The sequence below is a fragment of the Agarivorans sp. DSG3-1 genome (genome assembly GCF_046774965.1).
Classification (GTDB): domain Bacteria; phylum Pseudomonadota; class Gammaproteobacteria; order Enterobacterales; family Celerinatantimonadaceae; genus Agarivorans.
The window spans coordinates 2,305,176-2,329,054 of the sequence record NZ_CP177241.1 but is presented as its reverse complement, the minus strand read 5'-3'; the positions used below and the strand labels follow the sequence as shown (position 1 = coordinate 2,329,054).

Below are 23,879 nucleotides of genomic sequence, written 5' to 3'. Positions count from 1 at the left end.
ATCATTTAGTCGAAATGACGAGTTGAAACTTGCTGAAATAGCGATCTAACGTAAACTTGAAAAGACAAGCAAATACAATTTCGTCAGTTTAGTTTTAGCGGGAGGCGGCATTGCGAGAAGCACACGGTAGTATTGAGTTCGCACTGAACGGACAGATAATGGAAATTGAGGGCACCGGCCCTTGGAATCTCGAACAAATGGAAGAGAGTGGCAGCGCCGCGGCTCCCATATTAGATAAGTTGTTAGACTCTCCCTGGGCTGTATTAGCCACTTTCCATGGCGAAACCTTTTATACTGAAGATGCAGCTAATCAATTAATTGAATGGCTTAAGATTGAAAAGCAGCGTGGCCGAGTAGCCACCGCACTTATCCTTACTCATGCTAGCGTGCCAGAGTTAGCCAAATGGCACCTGAACCAGATATATATTCAAGCGGGTGAAACAGTACAAATTTTTATCGATAGAACCGATGCATTAGCGTGGCTAAGTAGCAAAATTACTGACTACGAGCTACAAGCACAAGCCCTTACCGAAAAGCACCTTTAAGCCCCATCGCAGGCACAAAAAAGCCAGTCATAAAGACTGGCTAATATTCAAAGGCAATACTTAAGAGCGGCGGCTATCATTAGCTTGCTGTAACAAACTTCTGCTTTCTTCCAAGAACTCTTGTGAGTAATCACCAAACCATTGACTAACGCGCTCAAAACACGCAATAAAGCCTGCTCGGTCTTTGCTTTCAATTAGCTCAACCAATTGCCCAAAGTGCTGGTGATAACGTTTAATCATAGCGGTGCTTTGATCCGAGGCCATAATAATATCGGCATACAAATCAGGCGACTGAGCAAACAAGCGCCCTACCATGGCTAGCTCCAAGCGATAAATCGGCGAACTTAAATCAAGCAGCAGTTTTAAATCTGCATCTTCTTGCGCTAAATGCATGCCATAAGCGAACGAAGTAAAATGACGCAAGGACTGAATCAATGTCATCGCTTTATCGTGGCTTTCGGCTTCTACAGCATGTAAACGCGCGCCCCAAATGCCCATTTGCTGCAATAACCATTGGTATTGCTCGCTACCACGCCCATCAGCATACACAATCACTTGTTTTGCTAGGCTTGGTACATCTGGGCCAAACATGGGGTGCAAGCCAACAACTGGGCCTTGATGCACTGCTAGCATTTTACTCAAAGGAGCAGCTTTAATACTGGTGATGTCTGCCAAAATACAATCTTTTGGCAAATTCCCGAGTTGAGCAATCACCGACTCGGTTAGGTTAATGGGCACCGATACCAAAACCAAACCGGCATTAGCAAACAGCTCGGGGGCTTGTTGCCAATCTTCTTTGCCAATAACATCAACCTGGTAGCCCGACAACGTAAACATTTGCACAAACAAACGTCCCAATTGCCCGCGACCACCAATCACAACAATGTTACCTAATTCAGGTTTAATGGTTTTAAAACCACTGTCCTTTTCACTGGTATAAGACTCACGCATCACTCGGCGTAACACATCTTCAATCAGTGCAGGTGGCACACCTTTATTTTCAGCTTCTGCACGACGCTTAGCCAGCATGGCGGCTTCGCGGTCGGGGGCATAAATAGGCAAACCATGTTGCGTTTTTACTTCGCCAACTTTGTGCACCAGCTGAATACGTTGTTGCAGCAAATCAAGAAGTTGCTGATCAACTTCATCGATTTGGTCACGTAAGAGATTTAGAGCTTGAACCATGTTGTTTCCGTTATTATTTTGCCAAGCGTTTGGCTAAGCTGTCGCTAAGATCGTTAAACATCTTGTCTAACAAGGTTGCTGTAGATGTCCAGTCAATACATGCATCGGTTACCGATACACCGTATTTAAGATCTGACTTAGGCGCTTCACTTGGTTGATTACCAGCTTCCAAGTTACTTTCTAACATTAAGCCAATAATTGATTTATTGCCTTCTTCGATCTGGTTAATCACGTTTGCAGCAACTAATGGCTGTAACTCATGATTCTTGCTTGAGTTCGCATGGCTACAGTCAACCACTAGCTTAGGCGCTAAACCGGCTTTTTCCATAGCTTGCTCTGCCAATGCGACATTCACCGAATCGTAGTTAGGCTGCTTACCACCACGTAAAATTACGTGACCATCTGGGTTACCTTGGGTTTGCAACAACGACACTTGGCCTTGTTGGTTAATACCCATGAAACGGTGTGACGAAGCTGCAGATTGCATCGCATTAATCGCCGTGCCTAAATTGCCGTCAGTACCATTTTTGAAACCAACAGGCATAGATAAACCACTGGCCATTTCACGGTGAGTTTGCGATTCAGTAGTACGTGCGCCAATGGCTGCCCAAGAGAATAGCTCAGACAAGTATTGTGGGCTAATTGGGTCTAGCGCTTCAGTAGCCACCGGTAAACCTAACTCAGCAGTCCAAGTTAGTAGTTCACGAGCATTGTGCAAGCCTGTTTCTACGTCGAACGAGTTATCCATGTGAGGGTCGTTAATAAAGCCTTTCCAACCCACTGTAGTACGAGGTTTTTCGAAATAAACCCGCATAACAATAAACAAGCGATCTTGATACTGGTCGTGCAGCTTCTTCAAGCGCGTCGCATATTCCTTGGCTTGGTCTAGGTCGTGAATCGAACAAGGACCAGCAATCACCAACAAACGCGGGTCGCGATGATGACAGATACTGGCAATTGTTTTGCGAGATTCTAGAACAAATTGCAGCGCTTCTTTTGACGCAGGCAACTTCTCACGAAGCTGTTCAGGAGTGATTAAAACTTGTTCTGACGAAATATGAATATCGTTAATTGGATCTTTTTGCATTTGCTCTCTTACTCCGGTGGCGGATTTAGCCACACATTTCCTTTCCCTTAGCGGGATTAATTATTATAGAAACCCATCACAATACCAGTGCTTACACCATTTGCAAGCGGTCAAGCGTTACCAGCTTGTTAAGAGCATTACCAGCAGTTTTGGTAAGTCCTATTAGTTGCCACAAACAGTATGCTAATATGCTGCTATCTACTGTGAATACCAGATATCCTTTCGCCAACTTGCGAGGCTCTAATAGCTGATGATATTGAGTGATTTTTCCCTGCTGTTATCTTTAGCCCAACAAATGAGCGTTTTTCTGGTTATCGCTTACCTATTAAGTAAAACACCAGCCTTTTTACCCCTCACTAATTTATCTCCTCGGCTACCTAATACCCTTACCATTTACTGCTTATTTTCCGGTTTTTGTATTTTAGGCTCGTATTTCGGTTTAGCCATTGATGATGCTATTGCCAATACTCGCGCTGTTGGTGCGGTGTTGGGCGGATTATTTGGTGGCCCAATATTGGGATTGCTAGTCGGGTTTACTGGCGGTATGCATCGATACTTTATGGGTGGCTTTACCGATGTAGCCTGCGCGGTATCTACTACCTTGGAAGGCTTGGTCGGCGGCTTGTTTCACTTATGGATCCGCCATCGTAGTCATCATAACGAACATTTGTTTTCCCCCACTATCGCCTTTGTTGCCACACTAATAGCAGAAACCCTGCAAATGCTGCTGATTTTGGCCATTGCAAAACCCTTTGACCAAGCCCTTGCTCTGGTGGAAGTTATCGCCTTGCCGATGGTGCTAGCCAACTCAATAGGCGCGGCATTGTTTATGATGATGATCCGCGATCGCCGCCGCTTATACGATAAATTTAGTAGCCACTCTTCGGCCAAAGCACTTAATTTAGCCCAGCGGATGGTGGGCATTTTTCATCAAGGTTTCAAACAGCAAGACGCAGTGCGCATTGCCAACATCATTCATGAAGAAACCGGCGTTTCTGCGGTAGCCATTACCGATACCCAGCAAGTATTAGCCTACACGGGCTTGGGCAGCGACCACCACAGCGCAGGCCGGCCAATATCGTCAAAGCAAACTTACCAAGCAATTAAAGAAAATCGCGTGGTATTTGCCGACGGTGTAGAAGAGCCCTATCAATGCAGCAGCAGTGACAAATGCCCCTTAGGTTCATCGCTTGTGGTACCGATTCGCGGCAGTGACAAAGAAGTGATTGGCACCGTAAAACTGTATGAATCGAAACGTCGCTTGTTTTTACACATTAACCGAGCGCTAGGCGAAGGTATCGCCAAAATGATTGCCGAGCAACTGCGTGACAGCCACGTGCATCAACAACAGCAATTGTTAACAGAAGCCGAATTAAAATTGGCTCGCGCCCAAATAAACCCTCATTTCTTATTTAATGCCCTTAATACAATTAGCGCGGTAGTGAAGCGCGACGCCAGTTCGGCACGCGAGTTAATTGCCGACTTAGCGCTGTTTTTACGGATTAACTTAAAGCGCAATCAACAAACCAGTTTAGTCAGCGTAGAGCTTGAACATGTTAATGCTTACCTACATATCGAGCAGGTGCGTTTTGCCGATCGTTTAGTGGTAAAACAAGCTATTGATGAGTCTTTTCTGCAACTTGAATTACCTACCTTTACTCTGCAACCTTTAGTAGAAAATGCCATTAAGCATGGTACCGCTCACTTACTCGAGACAGGTGAAATAACCATTTATAGTCGAATTAAAAGTGGCATAAAACAGTTAGTGGTAGAAGACAACGCAGGCCTTTACCAAAAACCGGAACAAGTCACCAGCGAAGGCTTAGGCATGCACATTGTTGATACGCGTTTGCGTAATGCCTTTGGCGAACCATACGCCTTACAAATTGAATGTCAGCTACACCAATATACTCGCGTGGTGATATCACTACCTCAGGAGCCAAACCCATGAGAGCCATTATTGTTGATGATGAACCACTAGCACGCGAAGAGCTGTTCGAATTGCTACAACATCACCCGCAACTTGAGGTGGTGGGCCAATTTGGTAATGCGATAGAGTGTTTGAAGCACCTTAAGCAGCTAGAAGCTGATGTACTTTTTCTTGATATAGAAATGCCGCAAATTAGTGGGTTAGAGCTAGCTAATATGCTGGATAGTGACAATGCACCCGCGATTATATTTGTTACCGCCTACGACCAATTCGCTTTAGATGCCTTTGAACAGAATGCAGTAGATTATTTGCTCAAGCCCATTGACCCAAAGCGTTTATGTAAATCAATAAAGCGACTGCAAGAACGCTTACCAGAGTCAACAGAGCCATCACTACTCTCAGAAGGTACGTTAGCCCCTCACTCTTACCAAGACATGTTGAAAAACCAACAGCTCAAGCTCATTCCTTGTTATTTTCAGCAGCGAGTAAAGCTGATCCGCTTAGAAGACATTGAATACGCCTCAAGCGATTTAAGCGGAGTGCATGTGGCGACCTCACAAGGTATTAACCATACCCAACTCACGCTAAAAGTACTGGAAGAAAAGTCGCCCTTATTGCGCTGTCATCGGCAACACTTAGTCAATGTAGATGCTATTTTGGAGATATCATTAGAAGAGAACGGCGGCGCGGTATTGTTTACTAAAAGTGGTGTGCAACTGCCAGTTAGTCGCCGCTACTTTAAAGCCATTAAAGAGCACTTTGGTTTATAGGCAGTTAGTACATTGCACCCGTTCGCCTGAAAATAGCATAACCACTAAACCGCTATTTCGACCACTTACCTGAACATAGCGCCGTTTAGTTAAGCTTCGGCTGCGCCTTTCAATGTTCACACTTATTCTGTTCTCGATTACAACTAAGTACTGAGAGGACGACATGCTTTGGTTTCTATTTTGCGTCGCAGCATTGCTCGGCGGCTACTTCATTTACGGCGCCTTTGTTGAAAAGGTTTTTGGCATTAAGGAACATCGACAAACGCCTGCTTACGCTAAGCAGGATGGTGTGGATTATGTGCCAATGTCGAAGAAAAAAGTTTACCTAATTCAACTACTCAACATTGCCGGTGTAGGCCCAATTTTTGGTCCTATTATGGGTGCGCTTTATGGCCCTGCAGCCATGTTATGGATTGTTGTTGGTTGTATTTTCGCAGGAGCAACTCACGATTACTTCTCGGGCATGTTGTCGGTACGCAATGGTGGCGCTTCAGTGCCTTCGCTTTCTGGCCGCTACCTAGGCAAAAGCGCACGTCACTTTATGAATGTATTTGCCATTGTGTTGCTACTGTTAGTGGGTGTGGTTTTTGTTTCGGCTCCCGCCGGCATGTTAACCAACCTTATCAACGACCAAGCTGGTGTAAGCCTAGGTTTGGGTACAATGGTCTGCCTCATCTTTGTTTACTACATCATCGCTACCATTGTTCCTATCGATAAAATTATTGGTCGCTTCTACCCCTTATTTGGCGCACTACTTATCTTTATGTCGGTGGGTTTAATTACTGCAGTAGCCTTTTCCAGCGAACACCAAGTAATGGGTAGCTTTGAAGTAAGCCAAATGTTCACCAACATGAACCCTAACGATTTGCCGCTATGGCCTGCCTTATTTATTACCATTGCTTGTGGCGCTATTTCAGGTTTCCACGCGACTCAGTCTCCATTAATGGCGCGCTGTGTAGAAAATGAAAGTAATGGCCGCTTCGTGTTTTACGGCGCGATGATTGGCGAAGGTGTAATTGCCTTAATCTGGTGTGCTATTGCGCTATCGTTCTTCAACTCAATGGAAGGCTTACAAGCGGCAGTAGCCAACGGCGGTCCAGGTAAAGTGGTTTACGATGCATCATTTGGTTTATTGGGCGTATTTGGTGGGATTTTAGCTTTCTTAGGTGTGGTTATTTTACCGATTACTTCGGGCGATACTGCGTTCCGCTCTAGCCGTTTAATTTTGGCTGAGTACTTTAACCTTTCACAAAAACCGGTTAAAAACCGCCTCTTAATTGCCCTGCCTATCTTCATTATTGGCGGCATTCTAACTCAAGTAGACTTTGGGGTAATTTGGCGCTACTTCGGATTTGCCAACCAAACTACCGCAGTAATGATGCTGTGGACAGCCACCGCTTACTTGTTGCGCAACGACAAATTCCACTGGATAACCACTGTTCCAGCCATGTTTATGACCACCGTTGTTGTGACCTTTATCCTAAATTCAAGCACCTTAGGCTTTGGCTTGCCAATGACTATATCAACGGTTGCCGGCATTGTTACTACCTTAGTGATTACCGGTATGCTTATTGCCAAACTGAAAGGCATTGGTGAAGATGATTTAGATAACGATGATGAACCAACAACATTAAATTCGGTCGAAGAAGCCTAATAGTCATCCTACGTTTTGAGCCGCATTATGCGGCTCTTTTTTTATTTGGCAGTTGGACCACTTAATGTTGGGAAGTTCATATCCCAGGGCTTAGCCAAGCTGACTATTTTTTCGGCTACTTCAAAGCGTTCAAACTCACCATCTAAATTACCGGTAGCAAGAAAACGTAATTGTTCTCCATGCCAATCAAAGGTGAGCCCGTAAGCATGTAAATAGCCGCGTTCAGCACTATCACCGCTGTATCGAACATCTCCTAATATGGGTGAACCAAGGCTTTTTAAGGCCACCCTTAATTGATGAGTACGGCCAGTATGGGGTTTAAGTAAAAACAAACGGCGCTTAGGCAACAAGGCATAACTAAAAAACTGAGTAATAGCAGGTTTACTTTGGCTATGCCCTAACTTCCACGACCCATTCCGCGCTTTAAGCATGTCACCTTTAATCAAACCCTGTTTCTTTTTCGGCTTATTTGTCGCTAAGGCGAGATAGTATTTATTGACTAAACCTTGGCTAAACAATTCTTGAAAACGTGCCGTAGCCACTTTGCTTTTAGCCAGAAGAAGTAAACCAGAAGTAAGCTTATCTAAGCGATGTACCGGCCAAAGCTCGCTAGCGAATTGCTGACGAGCTTGCTCTACCAGCCCCAACTCATCTGATTCAGTGTGAAAATTCACACCACTTGGTTTATTAATTACCAAGAAGTCGTCGTGCTCAGCCACCAAGCTAAGAGTTTGCATACTACATTTCCTTACAAAACTTGCTGGCATTATCCTTAGGAGCTTACTTAAGGCAACTAAAACAAGTATTTAGTCTGCGATAATACTAAGCGTCACCAGCATTTTTCCACTTTGTTTATCTAAGGCCTGCCGCTGTACAAAGGTACGATCTATAGGCAAACCATTTAGCTCGGTAAGCACATCTTTCACGGCAATAGCACGCTGTTCAGCAAAGGCTTCTAGCTCGGCCTCACTCAGTTCAATCAAATCAACTAAACGCTGATACCACAAGCTGTGCAGTTCCATATTTAGGTTATCGGGATTAAGTCTTTGTTGCTCTTTTAAGCTTTCGGTGATCTGCTGACGATCTTTCGTTCTAGATGCCTCATCGAGCTGTTGCTGAGCTAAATTAACCATCGCCGTACGCAGACTACGGTTGTCTAACACGGCACTGAGGTTAATAGTGTTTAAGGGCATATCTACATTCGCACTGGCAACTAATTGTTCTGCCAAGGCTTGACGTTTTAGTGCAGGAATATCTTGAGCGGCATTTATAGAGCCCACGACACCAATTTTAAGCTGCGGGCGCTTTTTCAAGCCCTCAGCTAATTGGCTAAGTTGGCTAAGTTGTTGCTCTTCAATCTCGCTACTGCCAGCGGTAAAACTCACCTGGTTTAAAGTATCATCACTACCAATCAACGAGCCTATAAGCGCAAACGGCGAGGTGATAATTTTTTTCAAGGCTCCACCAAGTGCTTTAAATACCAAACCCGCCACATTAAAGTCGGGATCGTTTACGTCACCACTCACTTCTAAACCTAAATCAATCACCCCTTGATCGTCTTCCAGTAAGGCAATGGCCAACTCAACGGGTAGCGAGGTAGCTTTATCACTATCGGTACGTTTACCTAGTTGCAACTGCTCAATGTAGACTTGGTTACTGCCTTGCAATTGATTTTGCTTAAGCTTGTAAGCCAGCGCCAAAGACATTTGCCCCCGCTCAATCACGTATCCCGCATAGGTACCAGAATAGGCATTTAGCCGAGTAAGCTCTAAGTGTTTAAAGTCTAACGCAGCATCAAAAGCAGGTTGTTCAGCCAACGGCGCAACGTTACCAGCAAAACTTACTGGTGCGTAACCATCAACTTCACCACTTAAACTCACATCCGCGGGATGATCGGGATCTTGGCTCAGGCGGCCAATTTTACCGGCGACTTTTTCTATTTTAGCGGCAAAGTTGGGGCTTAAAGAGAAATCGGCAAAGTCGACTAAGCCTTGGCTAAATTGAGTTTGCTCAATACTAATTTGCCAAGCCTCTGACTCTTCTTCTGAAGACACCACTTGCTCCGAAGGTTCCGCAGACTGAGTTGATTGCTCACTGCTTTTAACGATGCCGGCGAGATTAGTCGAAAAATCTTCAGAGATTTGAATTAAGAAATAGGGTTGAATAAAGTTAAGCTCACCAAGCGCAATTGTTTGCTCGGCGGTATTAAGCGCAAACCGGCTTACATTAAACTCTGCCCACTTAAGTAAATCAGCTTGGGCACGCGCGTCTTTTAAGTGCAGTTTATTCACACTCAAAGGCCCTTGCATGTTGATATCAAAGCCTTCTTGCCAATTAAGCCCTAGCTGCATCTCGGTGCTAAACAGCGCCGACTGCATATTAAGTTCGGTATACTGAGCGATATAAGGCTGATAAAAAGCTAAATCAAGCTGGTCTATTTGCACGGCCAACTCTGCGCTTTTCTCGGCAATCGCAAACTCACCACCAAGAACCAATTCACCGCCCTGGGCGGCTGCTAAAGTCGCTGCCAAGCTAATTGGCTTGCTCAGGCTCGATGCTATGTTTTCAACAATAATAGACGGCGCAGAAAGTTGATGTTTAAGCGTTTCACCGGAGAAAGGTTCACTAAAACTAAAAGATGAATCGCTGGCATTGATGACATCAATACTCACCAACCAGTCAGCATTGTTGGTCTCCAACTCAGCGTCTGCTTGAGCTGCATTCTCGGTATCAAGTGTTAGAGAATCTGGTTTGCTAGTTTGACTAGGCTCAGTTTGTGTCAGTTCATTTTGTTGATATTTAGGCTGCGTAAGGTCGCCAGCTGCTGGCTCTATGCCCAATTGCTCTAGTACATCAAGATTGCCGTCTTGATCAATGCTGGCCTTTAAAGCCAAGCCTTGGCTGGTGATCTCTCCAATGGCAACGTTTTGCTGACTTAAGTCAACATCAATGGCTTGAGCAGAGAGAGCCTCTAAGGCTAACCACGCTTCTTGTTCGGGGCCATCAGGCGCCGTTAAGCTTAACTTAGATATGCTGACCTTACCTTGCTCAGTATTTAGCAAAAAGTCGTCTGCAAAACCGATGCTTAAATGGCTGCTTAGCGCTAGCTCACCACTGTCCACTTGCAGCTGAACAAACGGAGCGTACCACTTCTCTAATTGGGTCAAAGGCAAATCACTTAAACTAAACTCGCCCGCTAAACGCTGCTCTAAACCCAGTAAACTGAATCGAGCGTCTAAGGAACTAGCTTGATACAACTTTGCCTGCAAAGACAACTCGGTGGTTTGCTGCATATCGCTAGAGAATGGCCCTACTTCCAATTGCTGTAAACTTAGCGAATGGGTTTTCTGCTGCCCTAACCAGGATTCGCCAAAAATAAATGTAAAAGCGTTTCCGGTGATGCTATTTAAAGAAATCAGCCAAGGTGAGCTTTGCGGTTCTTCAGTAGTTTGCTCTATTAACTCCGGCTCGTTTTGCTCTTGAGTGGGCTCATCTGTTTGAGTTTCTGCCAGTAATTTTTCAAAATGAAACCAGTCAGTCCAATCCAATTGTGAATGCTTATCGAAGCTCGCACTCAGCATGCCTTCAGATAGCGATATGTCACCTAAATCAAGCTGCTGTTGCTGCAAGTTAAAAGCAATATTGTTTAAAGAAAAAGCGTTAAATTGAGATCGTGTTTGCTCAAAGGCTTGCACTTCAAAGTCAGTAATCTCCAGCGAGCCTTGCTCAGTGGTAAATTGAAACAACTCTTGATAATCAATCAAGTAATTGGAACTGAGTGATACCGCACCTTGGGTAATTCGTAAATCGGTATAGGGACGTAAAAAGCTAAAAACATGAGGTAACTGAAACTGCTCCAAACTAACGTTTCCAGAGACTCTAGAGGCAGGTAAATCTAGATTGCCACTCCACGCTAAACGTCCCTTTTCCCCCACTTGTGCATCAATGCTGTAACCATTGGCGCCGTCTCCTGTTTTTTGGGTATAAAAGTCGCTGAGGGATAAATCAAATTCTGATATAGCAAAGTCCACCGCTTCCTCAGGAAGCTTATCACTCAGTTTTAACTGGGCATTTCGTAAAGTGAACTGTTTAACCCGTAAGCGAGGTACAGGGCTAGTTGGATTATCTGCTGACGACTCCGCTAGAGTAGCGTCGGCAGCAGGCGGAAATAAACTATCGATATTCAAAGCGCCGTTTTTCAAACGGCTTAAATGGAAAAACAAACCATCTAATTCTAACTTTTCAAAGTTCCAACTCCAGTAAAATAAGGAGCTTAAGGTAAAGTCGATGTATAAACGTTCAAAGCTAAATAAAGGCTCGGTTTGTTCCGATGCCGTTTCGTGAATAGCAAACTGACGTAAAGTTAACGACATTTTTAAGGGGTGGTAAGAAACCTGTTGCACTGTAACCGGATGGCCACTACTGGCGGTAAGTTGTGTTTCTAATTGTTGCTTAATGATCCAAGGGAGCAGGCTTAAAGATAACACCAAATAAACAAAAAATACCGCCGCTAAATAAACCGCTGCTTTTTGCCAGCGGTTTGATCCCTGCCAACGCTTTTTAACTTGCCCGATCCATGCGGCCGCGATCATAGCGCTCCCATTACATTGTTAATACTTACTAGTTTCGACTACTAAATAGCAAACGAATTCCCAAACCCACCAAAACAACGCCCATTGTGCGGTCAAACCAATGGCCCACCTGCAAAAACTTACGGCGAACTCGCGCGGTACTAAACACCCATGAGATCATTATAAACCATAGCGCTGTGGCAAAAACCATATATAAACCATAGCCTAACTGCACTAGCATTGGGGTACTTGGGTTGATCACTACGGTAAATAAAGACAAGAAAAATAAAGTCGCTTTTGGGTTTAAGCCATTAGTCATAAAGCCACTCAAAAAAGCGCTGCCATCACTTGTACTCAAACCTTGCTCGGCTTCAATATCTTGGTCATTACGGCGCTTTGCGCGTAAACCCTGAATACCAATCCAAATCAAATAAGCTGCACCCAACCATTTAATAACATTAAACAGCCAAATAGATTGCGAGATGATTAAGCCAATACCCAACACCGAGTAAACCACATGTACCATAATGCCGCAGCCTACGCCAATAGAAGTAAATATAGCGGCTCTACGCCCTAGTGATATGCTGTTTTTAAGCACTATCGCTAAGTCTGGTCCAGGAGATGCCACTGCTAAAAGATGAACAAGCACAACGGTTAAAAATTCGGTCCAATACACTGCGTTTTCCCTATCTACAGTTAGCGACTACTAATAAGCCATATAATAAACAATACTAAACAGCATAAGTGTGAAAAATCCATCTACAATTGCAAGCAACTCTAGTAAAACGATAAAACTATGTTAAATAATTAGATAAAATAAAAACCTTAGCAGCTTCAAGCTGTTAATTTGTTATATTCACTTTATAGAGTTCAGCTTTATATGACCAAGTAGTTAGAGTCAACCGAGTTTCTAGGGAAGTAAGTTATGCAAAAAGTTCTCATTGTAGAAGACAGTCCAACCGTTCTAAAAATTCTTAGGCATTTGTCTTCCCGTTTAAAACATTTAGAGCCAATTTTTGCATCTAGCCTAGAACAGGCTAAGCAGCTCTACGCTGAACAACCCACGCGCTTTTTTGCAGCACTGGCCGATTTTAACTTACCTGATGCCCCCAATGGCGAGTTAATTGATTTTCTGCTTGAAAAAAAGCTGCCAACGGTAGTGCTGTCAGGTTCTTTTAATGAGCAAACTCAGTCTTTGCTCATTATCAAAGGCGTGGTTGATTATGTATTAAAAGAAGGCCGTTATTCTTACGAATTAGCCTTTGATACGCTAAATCAACTATACATCAATCAAAACACCAAAGTGCTGGTTGCTGAAGACTCTGACCTTGCTAGAAAACACATCTGTAGCTTACTACAACGCCATTTATTTAAAGTGATTGAGGCAATCGATGGCGTTGAGGCCTTTGAACTCTTGCAACAAGATCCAGACATTAAATTACTGATCAGCGATTACCAAATGCCCAATATGGATGGTTATCAGTTGGTTCAAAAAGTTCGCCATGAAATGGGCCAACGACGAATTAGTATTTTAGGTTTGTCATCGGCAGATAATGCCACTGTGTCGAGCAAGTTCATTAAAAACGGCGCTAATGACTACTTACATAAACCTTTTTCGATTGAAGAGTTTCAGTGCCGGGTTAACCACAGTTTGCACACTTTAGCCTTAGTTGAAAAACTCGAAAAAGCGGCCTACCAAGACTACCTAACAGCCATTCCTAATCGACGTTATTTTGTCGAACATGGCAGAAAGCAACATCAGAGTGCCCAAGATAAAAATAGCCAGTTTGCGGTAGCGGTATTAGATATTGACCACTTCAAAAAGTTTAATGATAAATACGGCCACGAAGCGGGTGACGCGGTGCTTATTCACTTTTCTAGCCTATTAAAGGCAGGCTTATCTAACTTTCTGTTTGCCCGCACTGGCGGCGAAGAATTTAGTGTAGCCTGTGCAGGCTTAAGCAACGAGCAAGCTTACCAGTTACTCGACGCCTTTCGCGCTCAGGTCGCTGCAACCGAATTTAACTATAACGATACGCCCTTATCAATTAGCGTGAGCATAGGCGTAACTAACCAGCTACAAGAGCATTTAGAATCCCAACTTAACCATGCAGATGAGCTTCTGTATAATGCAAAAAGTGCTGGCCGTAACATTGTAGTCGGCGATTAACCTTAAGTGGTTTCGGGCAGGTAGTCGTTAATATTAATATCGTCTATCTGCTCGGCTTTCAAAAATTGCTTGGCGTACTCTAAGTAGACCCCTGATTCCAAAAACAAGCGGAAAATGTCTGCATCGATGTGCTGGTCTTTACACATAAAGCCCATGATTTTTAGCGACTGACTTAGGTTTTTACCTTTCTTGTAAGGCCGATCAACGGCGGTTAAGGCTTCAAAAATATCCGCTACTGCCATCATTCTCGCAGTGGCAGGCATCTGTTCTTTAGTTAAGCGTTTCGGGTAACCACTGCCGTCCATCTTCTCATGATGGCCTCCGGCTATTTCAGGCACCAACCTAAGATGGTCTGGGAAGGGCAATTTCTCCAGCATGATAATGGTTTGTACAATATGGTCATTAATTTTGTAGCGCTCTTCTTCACTCAAAGTGCCGCGAGCAATGCTTAAATTGTATAGCTCTCCACGATTATATTTGTATTTCGGCACATTCAGTTTGAATCCCCATGGATTATCTTCGGTAATAATCTCATCGTCGCGGCGGTGGATAATGTGCTCAGCTTTATCGTCGATCAACTTCTCAGTGGCTGGCAAACTTTGTGTTACTGCTGCGCGGCGGTCTAACTCCATATGTGATAAACCTAAGCGATCGTCTATGGTTCTTTGCCAGGTGCGCTGGGCAATTACCTTTAATCGTTCTACATCTTCGCCGCCCATAAACTCGCCACCAATATTAGATTTAGCAACAAAGGCAAACTCTTCGTCTAATGCCACTAACTGAGCATCAAGTTTATTCTGCAATTTAACTTGCTCATCGTCGCCAACGCCTTTAGCTACTTCTTGCCAATAATCTAATTGGGCATCGCGCTTAAGCACTTCAAAACGCATTCTAATCTCGTGAATACGGTCATAAATAGTTTCTAGTTTAGTGGCTTTGTCTACCACATATTCTGGGGTGGTTACCTTGCCACAGTCGTGCAACCAACTGGCAATATACAATTCCTCCCACTGTGCTTCGCTCATAACAAAATCGGCGAATATGCCTTGCTGTTGCTCTACTGCAGCACTCGCCAGCATTTTGGTTAGCTCTGGCACGCGTTGGCAATGGCCGCCGGTATACGGCGATTTAGCATCAATCGCGCCAGCGGTTAGTTTAATAAAGGCTTCCAAAAGGTGTTTTTGTGACTCAATTAAGTGCCTGTTTTCAATGGCTATGGTAACTACACTGCTTAGGGCATCGATAAACGACAATACTCGCGGCGAGATATTTGCCTGATGGCGACTAAAGCTAGCGATCATGCCCACCAATTTGTTATCTCGATTAATCAGCGGTGACACCACCAAATTAAGCTCGCTCCCTTGAAGCTCAAATTGCTTATATTTGGTGGTTGAGGACGTCGTTGAATCTAATAGTTGCTGAACTAGGGGTTGCGACAAGGTATCGGTATAAGCAAATTCTTGTGGTAGTTCAAAATCTTCAAGAGCCATGGTTTGCAGTACAAACTTATCGTCTTGTTTTAACCAAATAGCCCCATGATTCATATCCAAAATGGTCTGCATTTCTTGCACACATTTATCAAGCAACCGTCCAAAGTTATCTTCTTCACCAAGCATGGTAGAGACATCGGCAAATTGCTTAATGGTTTTCTTGAGCTGCTCAGTAATGCGACTGAGCTGGTGAACCTCTAGCACCACCGAATTCACTTGTTTAGTGGCATCAAAATCAAAGGCCATAATGGCTTCGTTTTGGATCATCAGTTCGCGCAGCGGCTTAGCTACCAACCTGGATACGTACCAAGCAATAGGAATAGAAATCAACACAATAAAAATACTAAAAATTACCGATTGATCGCGCGCCGCTCGCGCATCCATCAATACTTCATCTTCGGGAGATGCCAAACCAAGGTAATAATTATCTACTTTTAAGTTCTCGCGACTGGCATTCACATCTAAGGTAAGTTTAATAATCTGCCCTATCCAGTCTTCCTGCTTACCTTTAATGATAAAGCTTCCAGAGCCCACCGTATCTAAATGCCCAGCCAGTTGAGAAAGTACCCCTAAATCTTGTTTATCCAAGCGCGGTAAAATCACTTCTTCTTCATTCATTTGAAGATTTTCACCTATCCATGAAGGCTGCTGATGGGCCAATACCGAGTATTGGTTGTTAAACATCACCAATTGAGAAGAAGGGCTAATAAGGTTTTTATTTAAACTTTGAGAGACGCTAGCGAGCGTAATATCAGCGCCTACCACCATATTGCTATTTTTATTAGCATGGGCAAAGGTTACCCCCACCTCTTTGGTGGTGTAAAAGATATATGGGTCGGTGGCCACCAAACCTGGGCTTTGCATGGCAAGTTGATACCAAGGCCGTTCACGGGGATCGAGCTGATAAACACGTTCAATTTGATCTTTTAAAGGTTTAAGTTCTTCGTCGTAAAAGTTATTGCTTGATTGACCATTGGTGATTTTGGTCACTAATACCACAGAATTTTGTGGCGCTTGCACTAACTCTCGCTTTGCAGGAGTGTCTAAAGGGCGTACTAAATAGAAATCGCCGTTGGCATACCCCATATACACAGCCGATAATCCGCGTTGTTGGCTTAGCGTGGCGTAGATCATAGGCAACCAACTTTGCTGGCTGTTGTCCACTTGCTGCATCTTTAGATCCATAGCCGCCAAGCTATGCACAAAGTTTTGCGCTGGGAACATCACGCCTTCAAGTTCAGACACTGTTGCTCGGCCAACTTGCCCTAAAGCACGCGCCTGATTTTCAGCCACAATATCGCTGGTATGGAAATAATTAAGGGTGCCAATCACTAATCCGCTAGTGATAAGCATCAAGATCATAACGCTGACTAAATGAATATGAAATGAAAAGCGCCGCTTCGAATCAGCACTCTTCTGCGCGAGAGAAACCATTTTCAATCCTTTGCTAGGCTTAATATCTAACTACTCAACTATGACAACCGCTAGCGAGAGTAGCAAGTAAAAATGGTTGTTTTTTATACCCTTATCAAATGAATCAAGGATTTAGGGCCAGCCACTACTCTCCTGAAATTGATAATGCGTATATCCAGTCACATGATGTTTGTTTCGCTAAAAATAAAAACGCAGATTAAAACGCAATAAAGCGGCGATCCTTAATGTGAGCAGCGCCGTTTGCGGTTATAATCTGAGTCACATTTATCATTTGAGAGTAACAACTTGCAGTTTTCTGAATTTGGCTTAGATCCCCGCCTAAATAAAACCATTGAACACCTTGGCTTTACTGAAGCCACCGAAATCCAAACTCGGGCGATTCCCGCAGCAATGGCTGGCAAAGATCTACTCGCCTCTTCAAAAACCGGCTCAGGGAAAACCCTCGCCTATTTGTTACCTGCCATGCAGCGCATGTTAAAGACTCGAGCCTTATCTAAACGTGACGCTCGAATGCTTATTCTCACCCCTACTCGTGAGCTTGCTAAACAAGTATTTGCCCAACTACGTTTGTTAATTGCCAATACTCAAACACGCGCCTGTTTAATTACTGGTGGCGAAAACTTTAATGATCAAAGTAAGTTGTTACGCAAAGATCCTCAAGTGGTCGTGGCAACGCCAGGCCGCTTAGCGGATCACCTAAGTAAGCGCCATTTATTCTTAGAAGGTTTAGAACTGCTTATTTTAGATGAGGCAGACCGCATGTTAGATCTTGGTTTTGCCGAGCAACTGAAAATTGTTGATAAAGCTGCCAACCATAGAAAACGTCAAACTTTAATGTTCTCGGCAACTCTTGATGATGCCGCGATCAACCAGTTTGCCTTAAACTTACTGAAAGCCCCGGAACGGATTGCAGTAGGCTTTAGTTTTACCCAACACCAAGATATTCAGCAGCAGTTTTTATTAAGTGATCACCTAGACCACAAACAACTGCAGCTAGCAGAGATCTTAAAACAAGATTCAGTAAAACAAGCCATTGTGTTCACTGCTACCCGCGCAGATACTCAGCGATTAGCCGAAGCATTTGGTGAGCAAGGTTTAAGTTGCTCAGCCTTAAACGCCGACTTAAGCCAAGGAGCGCGAAACAAGATCATGGACGATTTCAGTCGTGGTCATCAAAAAGTATTATTTACTACCGATCTTGCCTCACGTGGTTTGGACATTGTTCAGGTATCCCACGTGATTAACTTTGATATGCCAAAACATGTTGAAGAATACGTACACCGTATTGGTCGCACTGGCCGCGCGGGTAATCAAGGCCTAGCTTATTCTTTAGTGGGACCAAAAGACTGGCATAGCTTCAAAAGTTTAGAAGCTTTGTTAGAGCAAAAAGTAGCGTTTATTACCTTAGACGGTTTAGCGGCTAAGTTTAAAGGCTTACGTGCACCAAATAACAAAGCTAGCTTTAGTAAGAAACCGCAAAAAGCGAGCCCTAAGAAAACCGCCAAAGTCGGGAAAGCCAAAGTTAAATCGAACAAAACGTTTGCTGTAGGCACCGATATGGGTGACGCACCGATTGTGCGTCAAAAGAAAGCTATTAACCCAAGCGACATAGATAGTAACGATAACGAAGCCTAACAATAAGGCCGCAGCTAAACGATAAGCTGCGGCTAGCGCTAGCTTTTTCATTGCAGTCTTCGTAGACTTGGAACAATTGTAAATGAAAAAGATTCTTATTTAACTTATGAACTCAGCCTCTCCCGCATTCACGTGGGCTACTATTCGTCATCAAATATTTCAGTATAAAAAGCCCCTTGTCTACGCTCACTTAATTGCCCTATTGGCGACCTTGGTCAGTGTACCCATTCCGTTAATGATGCCGCTGCTGGTTGATGAGGTATTATTGAATCAACCTGGTAAAGCCATTTCAGTACTACAAAACATATTGCCTGAGGTTTGGCATAAACCCAGCGCTTATATATTGAGCATTCTGGCAGTGGTAGTCACCCTGCGTTTATCCTCATTAGTGGTGGGCGTACTGCAAGCTCGGCAGTTTACTTTTATTGGTAAGCAAATCAGCTTTCTTATCCGCCAGCGTCTTGTGGAGCATCTTCCCAAAGTAGAACTAAGAGAATACGAGACTCAAGGTTCAGGTGGTATTAGTGCCCGCTGTATTACCGATGTAGAAACCCTAGATAAATTTATTAGCGAAAGCTTATCGAAGTTTTTAGTGGCACTTCTCACCATTATTGGTACTGCCTGTATTTTGTTGTGGATTGATTGGCAATTAGGCTTAATCATTTTACTGCTAAACCCCGCCGTTATTTATTTCTCTCGCTCATTTGGCAGCCATGTTAAAGACTTAAAGAAAAAAGAAAATGCTGCCTTTGAAGCCTTTCAATTAGCCTTAATTGAAACGCTAGACAGCATTCAGCAGCTTCGAGCTACCCAACGAGAATCTCATTACTTTTCTCGTGTGGTGGGCGCAGCAGGAGAGCTTAAAGATTATGCCATTGCTTCTCACTGGAAAACCGATGCAGTAAACCGTTTAAGCTTTACCATCTTCTTAGTGGGTTTCGAAATCTTTCGCGCTATAGCGATGTTAATGGTGGTGTTTTCTGATCTTACCGTTGGCCAAATCTTCGCGGTGTTTGGCTACCTGTGGTTTATGATGGGTCCAGTACAAGAAATTTTAAGTATTCAATATAGCTACTTTAGTGCCAACGCTGCGATGGCACGACTCAATCAGTTATTTGAACTAAAACAAGAACCTCACTACCCTTGCGAAGTCGACCCTTTTGCCAGCAAACAAAATTTTGATATTCAGTTCAAAGACGTCAATTTTAGTTACACAGAAGAATCGCCAGTACTAAAAAATGTAAGCCTTACCCTTCCGGCAGGTAAAAAAGTCGCCATTGTGTCGGTAAGCGGCGGAGGGAAATCCACCTTAGTCAACTTACTGTTAGGTCTGTACCAAAAAGACAGTGGGCAAATCTTGTTAGATAACGCCCCCATAGAGAAAGTGGGTTATTCCACTATTCGCAGCAATATTGCCACGGTGCTACAACAGCCTATTTTGTTTAATACCACGGTGCGCGAAAATCTGAATATGGGACGCGAGCACAACGATGAAGAGCTATGGCAAGCACTTCGCTTGGCAGAGCTACAAGTCACCGTAGAAAAGCTTCCTCAGCAACTAAACACCATAGTGGGTCGCAGCGGAGTTCGTTTATCTGGAGGCCAAAAACAGCGTTTAGCCATTGCCAGAATGATTTTAGCTAAACCGCAGGTGGTGGTATTAGACGAGGCGACTTCAGCCTTAGATACCGATACCGAAGCCAAGTTACATAGAAACCTTCAAGGCTTTTTAGATAACCGCAGCACCTTAATAATCGCCCACCGCCTAAGTGCGATTAAACAAGCCGACCTTATCTATGTATTAGATGATGGCGAAATTAGTCAAGCGGGAGAGCACCAAGAGCTGATACAACAAGCAGGCTTATACCAAACCCTATATCAACACCAAAACTAAGCCCTATTGCAAGGCTGCTTTCAAAGTACTTAAGTATTGAGCCGCCTCCTCGGGCTGCTCAATATAAGTATTAAGCGCTAATTCTGCGGTTTGTCCGCCAGGGTGGCGCTGCTGACTTAATACCAGTAATTGTTGCTGCCTGCGCTCTAGTTTAAGCTCATGTTTCAATAACAATTGGTACTGACGTTCACTAAGATGGGGCTTCATGGCCTGGCGGTGTTGCCGAAAATCACTGAGTTTTTGTTCGCTGCTGCGAATTTGGGTAAGTAATAGTTCTAAATTAACGGTCCAGCGCTGCTGTTGGCAAAAGCTCAACCACAACAACAAATTCACATTACGCTGATGTTGGTTTTGCAACCATAAACAATGTTGTTTAACTTCCGGCCTTGAATATACTTTTTCAGAATAATGCCAAAAGTTATCAGCAATACTTTGCAGCTCAGGAACCAAACAAGATTTTGAAATCACGGCCTACCCTACTCCATACAAACTTATAAAGCCCAAGTAGTGCGCTTTATAAAGACCCGAACGGCTTAAAATCTTTCTTTTTACTTGTGCAGCAGCTTAACAAAGCCGCTAAGTGCCTGACAACACGCAAACTATTCAACATTAGTCGTAGGTGTAAACAAAAAAAAACGCTATCTAAGTAGATAGCGTTTTAACTGAAACTGACAACTGCGTGGCTTATAGGGCAGTTACGTTTTCAGCTTGAGGGCCTTTTTGGCCTTGAACAACTTCAAAAGTTACCGATTGACCTTCAGTTAAGGTACGTCGACCGTCTCCATTGATAGCGCGAAAGTGAACAAAAACGTCCGGACCTTTCTCTTGTGCAATAAAACCAAAACCTTTTTCATCATTGAACCATTTAACGGTTCCTGATAATACCTGACCTGACATTATCGTCCTCTCATATTTCAAGTGCAAATTAACGTATTAGCTAGGCAAGCCAGCGACAAAAAGTTAACCCAACCTAAAACTAGAATGGCCAAAACCTTTGGTATATCAACAAGCATTGCAACAGCGATTTACATTCTCTACTAAATACTCAATAAGATCAGCCTCAAATCATCAATAAAGTGTTAAATTTTGATTAAAGTGCTAAACAAAAGCATTTAGAAATAACACGCTAGCAAAGAGATGGGCGAAAAACAACCAGTTGTAGATGAATTTTAATCCGATTTTGAGTTCATAAGTGGCCAAATGATCTTTTCCAAGCCAGCTATTTGAATTTCAAGGGCTAATGCCATTAACTCACCCAATTCTCCCTTTGGAAAACCATCGTTGTTTACAAACCACAGCAAGTACTCTTCAGGCAAGCGAATAATTTCTCGCCCTGCATACTTACCAAATGGCATTTTATGGCGAGCAATTTTTAGTAACATAGTTTTATCAAAAGGCTCGTTAGCGTTTAGCTGTTCATTCATTGTGCAAATAACTCATTGGTCGATCCAAATGCCTCCACATTATGCTAGCCTGCTGTTTTGCACAATCGATTCAAACAAGGAAATGTAATGTTGAAGAACAACGAATACTTTGGCGGACAAGTGAAATCTATTGGTTTTACCGGCAAAGAAAAGCCAACGTCGGTAGGTGTAATGGCAATTGGTGAATATGAATTCGGCACTGCGGAGCCAGAGTTAATGGTAGTTGTTGCTGGTGAGTTGATTGTGAAATTACCAGGCGAAAGTGATTGGACAAGCTACAAAGACGGTCAACAGTTCAATGTTAGCGGCAATGCAAAGTTTCAGGTAAAAGTACCGACTGAAACAGCCTATTTGTGCGTATACGGCTAAGTTTTCATGATAAAAAAAGATCCAGAAACGCTGCTTAAAAAGCGCCCTCAGTTAATTCATTCAGAAGACATGAAGGTGTCTTCTCACGTACAGCGTGAGCAAGACGACTGGGTCTTACATACCATCATGATAAGCGGCTACGATGTACCGTTTATTTACAAACGAAAACAACGCTATCAAGATTTAACCGGAGCTAGAGTCAATTTAAGTTATTACCCCAGCCAGCAACTTCGAGCCGGCTTTGAATTCGAGATAATGAAGGTAGTCCGCTTACGCCGCAGCTAACGGCTAACGGCTAACGGCTAACGGCTAACGGCTAACGGCTAACGGCTAATAATAGACTCTTCTCCCTCCCTTCTTCAACTACCAAAAACCACCGTTTCAATCAACTTATCTGCTTTTATTGATTCATAGTGATCTATTTTTCAGCATTATATTCTGTTTGCTTTACACTCCGCGCGGCCTGAACCTGAACAGGCACAACTACAATCAAACATCTTATAGGCCACTTCATGTTAACTATGATTCGCGCAATTTTATGCGGCGTTTTACTCGCTAGTTTTTCTAGTTACCTATTTGCCGGAGGCTATCACCTTCCGCAAGCTTCTTACGCCAACTTAGGTACTGCCGGAGCAGGTGATGGTGTGTATCGCGAATCTTCTGCCGCTATTTGGGCGAATCCAGCCATTATGTCGTTTATGGACCGAGATATATTCACGGTAAACGGCTTAGCTTTAAATCTCTCAAATACCTATTACGATCATGAAGACAGTGGCGACAACTCTCGTGATTCTGGTGGTTGGTTAGGTGCAGCAGGCTTGTTTTATAACAAGACGCTAAACCAAGACTGGGCCGCTGGCGTTGCCTTTACCACAATTGGTGGGGCAGCCTTAGATTACGGTTCTGGCTGGAAAGGCTCTACGCAAGTGGTTGATACCAGCCTAGTGACGCTGCAACTTAATCCTTCGCTAAGCTACAAGCTGAACGACAAATTATCTATCGCTGCGGGTATTCAAGCAAACTACGCCTCTATTGATATGAGCAGCCAACTACTAGGCCAGCCCTTAAGCATGACCCCAACCGATGACTGGGCGTTTGGATACAACCTTGGTCTAGTTTATCAATTCAACCAAGACACCATTGCTGGTATCAGTTATCGCTCAAAGCTTGAACACCAATTTAACGACAATGTGTCTTACCTCAATCAAAATGCTGATTACTCAATGGCCATTGATGCGGTAGCGTTTGCCCGCGCAGATGTTAGCCACCAGCTAAATCAAGATTGGCGCTTATTCAGCACCCTATCTTGGTACCAATGGAGCGACTTTAAAAGTACTGAGCTGATCATTGCCTCTTCAGACCAAAGCATTACCAGAAACTGGCAAGATACTTGGGCCATGGCTGTGGGTACTGATTACCAAATTAACCAAGATTGGCGGATAAAGTTTGGCTTCTCTTACGAAACCTCTCCACTAGACGACGCTCAGTATCAAGCCCCCGATTTACCGGTAGACAAACAAATTCGCTACTCGGTTGGGCTAAGTACTTTGATTAACGAAGTGCCAGTGGACTTTTTCTACGAGTACTCTGATTTAGGCTCGCCAGAAGTTAACCAAAACCAACAAGTGTTACCTAGCAAAAACTTAGTCGGTCACTTTGATATGGATATGCACTTCTTAGGTTTTGCGGTGAGCTTTTAATATCAAGCACCGCTAGCCACA

19 protein-coding genes are annotated in these 23,879 nt (G+C 43.7%); 10 read left to right on the top strand and 9 right to left on the bottom strand.

Annotation, left to right across the window (positions count from 1 at the left end; all coding sequences use genetic code 11):
• The first annotated feature begins 110 nt into the window (after nt 1-110).
• On the top strand, nt 111-545 hold the full coding sequence (locus tag ACLD71_RS10885) for a hypothetical protein (RefSeq protein WP_137672122.1): 435 nt from the start codon (nt 111-113) through the stop codon (nt 543-545).
• A gap of 60 nt (nt 546-605) precedes the next feature.
• Here the strand turns inward: ACLD71_RS10885 and tyrA are convergent, their stop codons facing one another.
• Both tyrA and ACLD71_RS10875 read right to left on the bottom strand, forming a co-directional pair.
• Nucleotides 606-1,730: a bifunctional chorismate mutase/prephenate dehydrogenase gene (tyrA, locus tag ACLD71_RS10880; RefSeq protein WP_137672123.1), complete on the bottom strand. Its 1,125-nt coding sequence runs from the start codon at nt 1,728-1,730 to the stop codon at nt 606-608.
• A gap of 13 nt (nt 1,731-1,743) precedes the next feature.
• A complete protein-coding gene (locus ACLD71_RS10875; RefSeq protein ID WP_411994854.1) occupies nt 1,744-2,817 on the bottom strand; it encodes a 3-deoxy-7-phosphoheptulonate synthase in 1,074 nt (357 codons plus the stop codon).
• A 250-nt stretch (nt 2,818-3,067) separates the two neighbouring features.
• Between ACLD71_RS10875 and ACLD71_RS10870 the strand changes: the two genes are divergently transcribed.
• From ACLD71_RS10870 to ACLD71_RS10860, 3 genes are all read left to right on the top strand, one after another.
• Nucleotides 3,068-4,768 (top strand): LytS/YhcK type 5TM receptor domain-containing protein, encoded by a 1,701-nt coding sequence (locus ACLD71_RS10870; RefSeq protein ID WP_411994725.1) that lies wholly within the window; start codon nt 3,068-3,070, stop codon nt 4,766-4,768.
• Entirely contained in the window at nt 4,765-5,517 is a 753-nt protein-coding gene (gene btsR, locus ACLD71_RS10865; protein WP_137672125.1) for a two-component system response regulator BtsR, read from the top strand. The genes ACLD71_RS10870 and btsR overlap by 4 nt, the downstream gene beginning before the upstream one ends.
• 163 nt (nt 5,518-5,680) lie before the next feature.
• Nucleotides 5,681-7,171, top strand: coding sequence for a carbon starvation protein A (locus tag ACLD71_RS10860; protein ID WP_411994723.1), 1,491 nt, complete (start codon nt 5,681-5,683; stop codon nt 7,169-7,171).
• Nucleotides 7,172-7,212: 41 nt separating this feature from the next.
• Here ACLD71_RS10860 and ACLD71_RS10855 read toward each other — a convergent pair whose 3' ends face one another.
• The 3 genes from ACLD71_RS10855 to ACLD71_RS10845 all read right to left on the bottom strand — a co-directional run bounded on the left by ACLD71_RS10855 (nt 7,213) and on the right by ACLD71_RS10845 (nt 12,418).
• Complete coding sequence (locus ACLD71_RS10855) at nt 7,213-7,908, bottom strand: TIGR01621 family pseudouridine synthase (protein WP_303509635.1); 696 nt, start codon at nt 7,906-7,908, stop codon at nt 7,213-7,215.
• Between the two features lie 69 nt (nt 7,909-7,977).
• Nucleotides 7,978-11,763: a DUF748 domain-containing protein gene (locus ACLD71_RS10850; RefSeq protein ID WP_411994721.1), complete on the bottom strand. Its 3,786-nt coding sequence runs from the start codon at nt 11,761-11,763 to the stop codon at nt 7,978-7,980.
• Between the two features lie 28 nt (nt 11,764-11,791).
• Nucleotides 11,792-12,418: a LysE family translocator gene (locus ACLD71_RS10845; protein WP_411994719.1), complete on the bottom strand. Its 627-nt coding sequence runs from the start codon at nt 12,416-12,418 to the stop codon at nt 11,792-11,794.
• Nucleotides 12,419-12,667: 249 nt separating this feature from the next.
• Here ACLD71_RS10845 and ACLD71_RS10840 point away from each other — a divergent pair, with 249 nt between their 5' ends.
• Nucleotides 12,668-13,912, top strand: a complete 1,245-nt coding sequence (locus tag ACLD71_RS10840) for a diguanylate cyclase (protein ID WP_411994717.1) — start codon at nt 12,668-12,670, stop codon at nt 13,910-13,912.
• 2 nt (nt 13,913-13,914) lie between these two features.
• On the opposite strand, the gene ACLD71_RS10835 is transcribed toward ACLD71_RS10840, so the two are convergent.
• Nucleotides 13,915-16,836, bottom strand: a complete 2,922-nt coding sequence (locus ACLD71_RS10835) for an HD domain-containing phosphohydrolase (protein ID WP_411994715.1) — start codon at nt 16,834-16,836, stop codon at nt 13,915-13,917.
• Between the two features lie 285 nt (nt 16,837-17,121).
• Here ACLD71_RS10835 and ACLD71_RS10830 point away from each other — a divergent pair, with 285 nt between their 5' ends.
• Both ACLD71_RS10830 and ACLD71_RS10825 read left to right on the top strand, forming a co-directional pair.
• The gene (locus tag ACLD71_RS10830; RefSeq protein ID WP_137672132.1) at nt 17,122-18,471 is read left to right on the top strand and encodes a DEAD/DEAH box helicase; all 1,350 of its coding nucleotides are present in this window, start codon (nt 17,122-17,124) and stop codon (nt 18,469-18,471) included.
• A gap of 106 nt (nt 18,472-18,577) precedes the next feature.
• Nucleotides 18,578-20,365 (top strand): ABC transporter ATP-binding protein, encoded by a 1,788-nt coding sequence (locus ACLD71_RS10825; protein WP_411994712.1) that lies wholly within the window; start codon nt 18,578-18,580, stop codon nt 20,363-20,365.
• A gap of 3 nt (nt 20,366-20,368) precedes the next feature.
• Here ACLD71_RS10825 and ACLD71_RS10820 read toward each other — a convergent pair whose 3' ends face one another.
• The 3 genes from ACLD71_RS10820 to ACLD71_RS10810 all read right to left on the bottom strand — a co-directional run bounded on the left by ACLD71_RS10820 (nt 20,369) and on the right by ACLD71_RS10810 (nt 21,789).
• Nucleotides 20,369-20,833: a TIGR02444 family protein gene (locus tag ACLD71_RS10820; protein ID WP_303509617.1), complete on the bottom strand. Its 465-nt coding sequence runs from the start codon at nt 20,831-20,833 to the stop codon at nt 20,369-20,371.
• 216 nt (nt 20,834-21,049) lie between these two features.
• On the bottom strand, nt 21,050-21,262 hold the full coding sequence (locus tag ACLD71_RS10815) for a cold-shock protein (protein ID WP_137672135.1): 213 nt from the start codon (nt 21,260-21,262) through the stop codon (nt 21,050-21,052).
• 272 nt (nt 21,263-21,534) lie between these two features.
• The gene (locus ACLD71_RS10810) at nt 21,535-21,789 is read right to left on the bottom strand and encodes a DUF3820 family protein (protein WP_137672136.1); all 255 of its coding nucleotides are present in this window, start codon (nt 21,787-21,789) and stop codon (nt 21,535-21,537) included.
• An 87-nt stretch (nt 21,790-21,876) separates the two neighbouring features.
• On the opposite strand from ACLD71_RS10810, the gene ACLD71_RS10805 reads away from it, so the two are divergent.
• The 3 genes from ACLD71_RS10805 (at nt 21,877) to ACLD71_RS10795 (ending at nt 23,858) form a co-directional block, all read left to right on the top strand.
• Complete coding sequence (locus ACLD71_RS10805) at nt 21,877-22,158, top strand: pyrimidine/purine nucleoside phosphorylase (RefSeq protein WP_411994709.1); 282 nt, start codon at nt 21,877-21,879, stop codon at nt 22,156-22,158.
• Nucleotides 22,159-22,164: 6 nt separating this feature from the next.
• Entirely contained in the window at nt 22,165-22,443 is a 279-nt protein-coding gene (locus ACLD71_RS10800) for a hypothetical protein (RefSeq protein WP_201798692.1), read from the top strand.
• Nucleotides 22,444-22,670: 227 nt separating this feature from the next.
• The gene (locus ACLD71_RS10795; RefSeq protein ID WP_411994707.1) at nt 22,671-23,858 is read left to right on the top strand and encodes an OmpP1/FadL family transporter; all 1,188 of its coding nucleotides are present in this window, start codon (nt 22,671-22,673) and stop codon (nt 23,856-23,858) included.
• Nucleotides 23,859-23,879: the final 21 nt, after the last annotated feature.

What these genes read in the sequence shown, in the direction of transcription:
- ACLD71_RS10855 (WP_303509635.1), bottom strand. Translation starts at nt 7,908, where the DNA reads ATGCAAACTCTTAGCTTGGTGGCTGAGCACGACGACTTCTTGGTAATT.
- ACLD71_RS10825 (WP_411994712.1), top strand. Translation starts at nt 18,578, where the DNA reads ATGAACTCAGCCTCTCCCGCATTCACGTGGGCTACTATTCGTCATCAA.
- ACLD71_RS10815 (WP_137672135.1), bottom strand. Translation starts at nt 21,262, where the DNA reads ATGTCAGGTCAGGTATTATCAGGAACCGTTAAATGGTTCAATGATGAA.
- ACLD71_RS10805 (WP_411994709.1), top strand. Translation starts at nt 21,877, where the DNA reads ATGTTGAAGAACAACGAATACTTTGGCGGACAAGTGAAATCTATTGGT.
- ACLD71_RS10800 (WP_201798692.1), top strand. Translation starts at nt 22,165, where the DNA reads ATGATAAAAAAAGATCCAGAAACGCTGCTTAAAAAGCGCCCTCAGTTA.
- ACLD71_RS10840 (WP_411994717.1), top strand. Translation starts at nt 12,668, where the DNA reads ATGCAAAAAGTTCTCATTGTAGAAGACAGTCCAACCGTTCTAAAAATT.
- ACLD71_RS10835 (WP_411994715.1), bottom strand. Translation starts at nt 16,836, where the DNA reads ATGGTTTCTCTCGCGCAGAAGAGTGCTGATTCGAAGCGGCGCTTTTCA.
- ACLD71_RS10850 (WP_411994721.1), bottom strand. Translation starts at nt 11,763, where the DNA reads ATGATCGCGGCCGCATGGATCGGGCAAGTTAAAAAGCGTTGGCAGGGA.
- ACLD71_RS10870 (WP_411994725.1), top strand. Translation starts at nt 3,068, where the DNA reads ATGATATTGAGTGATTTTTCCCTGCTGTTATCTTTAGCCCAACAAATG.
- ACLD71_RS10875 (WP_411994854.1), bottom strand. Translation starts at nt 2,817, where the DNA reads ATGCAAAAAGATCCAATTAACGATATTCATATTTCGTCAGAACAAGTT.
- ACLD71_RS10810 (WP_137672136.1), bottom strand. Translation starts at nt 21,789, where the DNA reads ATGAATGAACAGCTAAACGCTAACGAGCCTTTTGATAAAACTATGTTA.
- tyrA (WP_137672123.1), bottom strand. Translation starts at nt 1,730, where the DNA reads ATGGTTCAAGCTCTAAATCTCTTACGTGACCAAATCGATGAAGTTGAT.
- btsR (WP_137672125.1), top strand. Translation starts at nt 4,765, where the DNA reads ATGAGAGCCATTATTGTTGATGATGAACCACTAGCACGCGAAGAGCTG.
- ACLD71_RS10795 (WP_411994707.1), top strand. Translation starts at nt 22,671, where the DNA reads ATGTTAACTATGATTCGCGCAATTTTATGCGGCGTTTTACTCGCTAGT.
- ACLD71_RS10860 (WP_411994723.1), top strand. Translation starts at nt 5,681, where the DNA reads ATGCTTTGGTTTCTATTTTGCGTCGCAGCATTGCTCGGCGGCTACTTC.